The organism is Candidatus Zixiibacteriota bacterium, from assembly GCA_026397505.1.
Taxonomy (GTDB): domain Bacteria; phylum Zixibacteria; class MSB-5A5; order GN15; family PGXB01; genus JAPLUR01.
In genome coordinates this window covers 1-4,760 of the sequence record JAPLUR010000015.1, presented here as the reverse complement: position 1 = coordinate 4,760, position 4,760 = coordinate 1, and the positions used below count along the sequence as shown (strand labels likewise).

Annotated in this window: 1 protein-coding gene and 1 pseudogene; both read left to right on the top strand. The window is 51.4% G+C overall.

Annotated features, from left to right (window positions below):
- Nucleotides 1-151: 151 nt before the first annotated feature.
- Nucleotides 152-2,524 (top strand): annotated as a pseudogene (locus tag NT002_00760) (M4 family metallopeptidase).
- Between the two features lie 308 nt (nucleotides 2,525-2,832).
- Nucleotides 2,833-4,596 (top strand): metallophosphoesterase, encoded by a 1,764-nt coding sequence (locus NT002_00755; protein ID MCX6827807.1) that lies wholly within the window; start codon nucleotides 2,833-2,835, stop codon nucleotides 4,594-4,596.
- Nucleotides 4,597-4,760: the final 164 nt, after the last annotated feature.

Below are 4,760 nucleotides of genomic sequence, written 5' to 3'. Positions count from 1 at the left end.
GGATGTCTATAATGAGAAACGATTGCATTCCTCTCTGGGCTATCGACCACCCAACGAGTTCGAGGCCCTACTGAGGAACGAAAAAGTGAACCGCCAAACCGTCCTACCCTAACCTGTCCAACAAAAGGGGTTCACTCCACTCAATGAATCATTTTCAGACATGATGGGGGCGGCATTTGAATGGGCCAACCCAGACGTGGGAGGTGCCGATTGGAATATTGGCGAAAACGGCCGGGAAGACGGAGTCCCCTTCCGCGCTATGTCGAATCCGCATCTCTATAAAAACCCAGATTACTATCGAAACGACACATTCTGGGTTGATGTCGACGGGTGCACACCGCCGGAAAACGATAACTGCGGCGTTCATATCAACTGCGGTGTCGGCAACAAGTGGTTTTTCCTTCTTTCCGATGGCGGCACGCATTACGGCATCAGCGTCACCGGCATTGGAGTCGCAAATGCTATCAGAATTGCTTATCGCGCCAATGCTTATTATTGGACCTCGAACACCGATTATTATAATGCGGCACTCGGCACAAATTCCGCAGCCCACGACCTTAATCCAGCCGGTGACTGGGCGCTTCAGGTCCGCCTGGCATGGATCGCAGCCGGCGTTTTAAGCTCACCGCCTTCGCTCCATATCAATCCGCGCGTCATTGCCGATCCGGCCTGGACGAAACCGAGTGTCCAACTTGACTCAACCGTCAAGCTGGAAAACATTGGTAACGCTATTCTGCATATCAATGCGGTCAATATTGTCAGAACCACTTATCCCGGCAATGATTGGCTGGATATGCCGGGCGTTCCGGCGACGCTTTCGCATTTGGTTCCGAACTTTGTCAATGTAACCGTTAACCTGAACAAGGGTGGTGCCATAACAAGCGGTCCGAAGGTTTGCGAAGGTTTCATCGAGTTTGTGACCGACGCTCCGACCTCTCCGGATACTCTGCGTATTCGTCTGATTGTTGCCGACACGGTTCAGTTCCCCCAGTGGGCCAGTATCAGAACGGCCAAGAATCGGGTCGTGCTGAACAATGCCGGTAATCTTGGCCGTGCCGGTGACGGTCTTGATAATGTTGACGGCTTCAATATGAACTTCTTTAATGATTGCGACACAACGTTCAACGGGACAGGTCGGGATGACAACTCCCTGGTGTATCTTTATGACGCCAGTCCGTTCATTCTGCGCGCCAAGGGCAGCAACCCCGGCGACACCATTCTGAACTCCTACATCTTTGATGCCGACTGGCTGAATAACAATGGCTTCCGCCCCGGGAAAGGTCTGGTAGTCGATTCCACTACTCATTCGGACTACCAGTATGCCTACACCAACCAGTTCCTGACCAGGGACTCCGCAATGGGTGTTGAGTGCGAGTACTGGACGCCTTTGCATCCGGATACCAGCAGCTTCATCATCCAGAAGGTCAGGATCGTCAATAAGAGCGGCGTGGCTTACACCAACCTTATGATCGGCGAGCTTATGGACTGGGACATTCCCGCCGACTCGGGTGTGGAAAACGGTTCGGATTATGATTACACTCGTCAGATGATGTGGTGCTATGGCGGCGAATACGGCCCGGATAGTCTTCCTAATCAGGACTGTGCCGGAGCGGTCGGAACTGTCAGCAATCGTAACGGCGGTTTCGCTTACCTCAACGGTTATAGATTGCCCGCGACTGGTCCCGTCGATCGGTTCGGCACCTTGACCGGTATATACACAGGCCTTAACCCTGACTGGGTTGCTCCGACCGGTAACTTCGTGCCGCAGCAGCTGTATAACAAACTGAATACTTTCAGCGGTTATCAGCTCTGGCAGTCGACTGTGCCGAGCATGGAAGATTCACTATACCAGGATCTGAACATGGTGGCTTACTACGGTAAGAAGAACCTGGGCGTGAATGATACGTTGGTCTTCATCAAGATCCTTGCCACCGAGTATAATGGCGGGGCCAATGCTCTGAAGGCCACGATCGACAAGGCCAAGCAGTGGTGGAAGAATCGGTTCAACAATGCTCCGATTGTGCTTAATCCGGGTTTGAAGACAGGTCCTACGAATGTGGCGATGAGCTTTACTGTCAGCGGTTTTGACCTTGATGGTGATGTCATCACAATGACGGCAACCGGTCTTGGCGCCCTGCCTCCGGGTGTGGCGACCTTTACCGACAACGGCGGCGGCGTCGGCACCTTCAACTGGACGCCTACGGTGGCCGGAAATTACACAATTACCGTGAATGCCAATGACGGCAAGGCGACCGGTTCGCGGGTGATTCAGGTTAATATCATTAGCACCTGCTGTGTCTTGGCCGGCAATGTCAACCATACCGGTATCGTCAACATTCAGGATGTTACTTACCTCATCAACTTCCTGTATAAGGGTGGTCCTAAGCCTCCTTGTCAGGGTGGCCCAGGGAAGTATCCCGAAGCTGATGCGAATAACAGCGGTAATACCAACATTCAGGATGTGACTTATCTCATTAACTACCTTTACAAAGGGGGTCCCGCTCCGATTTGCGGACCCATGTAATATTGCCTTTTGGAGAAACAAAATATCAGGGAGCCGCCCATGGGCGGCTCCCTGTTATTCGGGAATAGATGTGTCACTGGTGGTCAGCCGATAGCCGGGTGGGCCGCAATCCCCTAATGCGATTCGACGATATTCCATGTGCAAGACCAATAGCCATCTCATCGATTTTCTATATCTCTACAAAAATGTGATTGATTGCGCGGTCTCCTCCATTTATATTATGCTCCAATTTTGTCGGGATATGTCATGTTGCCTTCAGACAGCTAATGAAGATAAATTCGGAATAGATTCATTATCAGGAGGTTGCTATGAAAAGCACAATAATCACTTGGACGCTGCTGACTTTTTTTCTGATTGCCGCCGGCTCAGTTGCCCTCGCGCAAAATGCGGGCAAGGATCAAGCCGCCAGCTGCCCGATTCATTTTGCGGTCATCGGCGACCGCACCGGAGGCCATGTTGCCGGTATCTATGAGGAAATTGTTTCCGAAGTAGAAAGACTGCGGTCCGATTTCGTTGTCAATGTGGGGGATATGATCGAGGGTTACAGCACCGATACCACGATTCTCAAAAACCAATGGGAGGAGTACAAGAAGATAATATCCCCTCTGACTATGCCGGTTTACCTGACTCCCGGAAACCATGATATTACTTATGATGCCGCTCTGGGGATGTTCGAGCGGTATGTCGGGAAACCATATCATTCGTTTGATGTCAAAGAGTTGCATTTCATCGTCCTCGATAACAGCCGCTGGGAATCGAGCGTCGAACTGCCGAAAGAGCAACTTGACTGGCTGGCCGCCGACCTGAAAGAACATCAAAACGCCCGCTATATCTTTGTATTGCACCATAAACCGTTCTGGTACAACAGCACCGCCGATAATAAACCCGACACACTCCATTCCCTTTTCCGCAGTTTCGGCGTCGATGCCGTTATCACCGGCCATTTCCACGACTATTTTGGCGGACGGTTTGACGGCATTATCTATACCGGAATGGGAAGCTCCGGCGGCGATGCCCCGGTCGGGCCGACAGGCCTGCAATATCATTTTCTCTGGGTTACGGTGGATGATAAAGGAATAAGCATCGCACCAGTCAAACTTGGGAGCGTTCTTCCCTGGGAGGAAGTAACCGTTGCCGAGGAAAAATTTATCGAAAAGATGAATCGTCAGGGTGTCTCCTTTGTCTCTCCGATGGCTATCGGCTCAAAACTGGAGCTCCTCGACTCGGTGGTGACAATCAAGCTGAGGAATTTCCAGCCGGACCTTGACTGGGAAGATACCATTAAATGGGAAGTGCCTCAGGGATGGCAGGTTACCCCGACGATCTTGCCGATCAAGATTTCCAAGGGGGACAGCGCCCTGGCCAGTTTTGGAATCAGACATGAGGGAAAGCTATTTCCGACACCGACCTTATCAGTTCGGTTTCCCTATGCGACCGGGAAATTCTCTGCGACACAGCAGGCGCTTCCGGTGCAACGAGAAATTCTGGTCGGGAGGGCAGCCGGCGTGCCGGTAATTGACGGAGTGATTGATGAAAGCCTCTGGGGTAAGGCAACTTCCAATCTTTTCAATCCTGAAGGGGGCGATATGACCGTGGACTCGACCTTTTTCTATTTCGCCTATGACAAGAATGATCTCTATCTGGGGGCCATCTGCCGGGAAAAGAAAATTGATTCTCTAACGGCCAATGTAACTGAGCGTGATGGAGCCGTTTATGCCGAGGATTGTGTCGGGTATTTCCTGCAGCCGGATCTCGGAAAGAAAGTGGTTTATCAGCTATATTTCAATCCGCGCGGAGCGATCTTCGACCAGAAAATCACTGAAGAGACGGGGGGGAATCTGGTCTCGGATCGAAACTGGAATGGGAAGTATGACGTAAAGACAACAAAAGGTACCGATTACTGGAGTATAGAGATAAAAGTCCCTCTGGCGCAGTTTGGCGTTTCAGCCAGAGCGAAAGATCAAATGGGACTGAATTTCCGCCGCAAGCAATTCCGCTTGCAGTCGGCCGCCGACTGGCAGGTGCCGCTGGTGGGTGATCCCAAAGCGCTGGGGGAGATGATCCTTTTCTGACGCACTGAAATCGAAGCAGAATATTGAATGACTAAGGAGTGACTTCGGTGAGCGAAATGAGAAAACTTACAGGCAAGCAACTCGATGAATTTATTACTATTGTGGGGCATGCTTATCCGGCCATGAAGATTGACACGCCGGAGGAAAAGCAGCGGGCTCTCGAC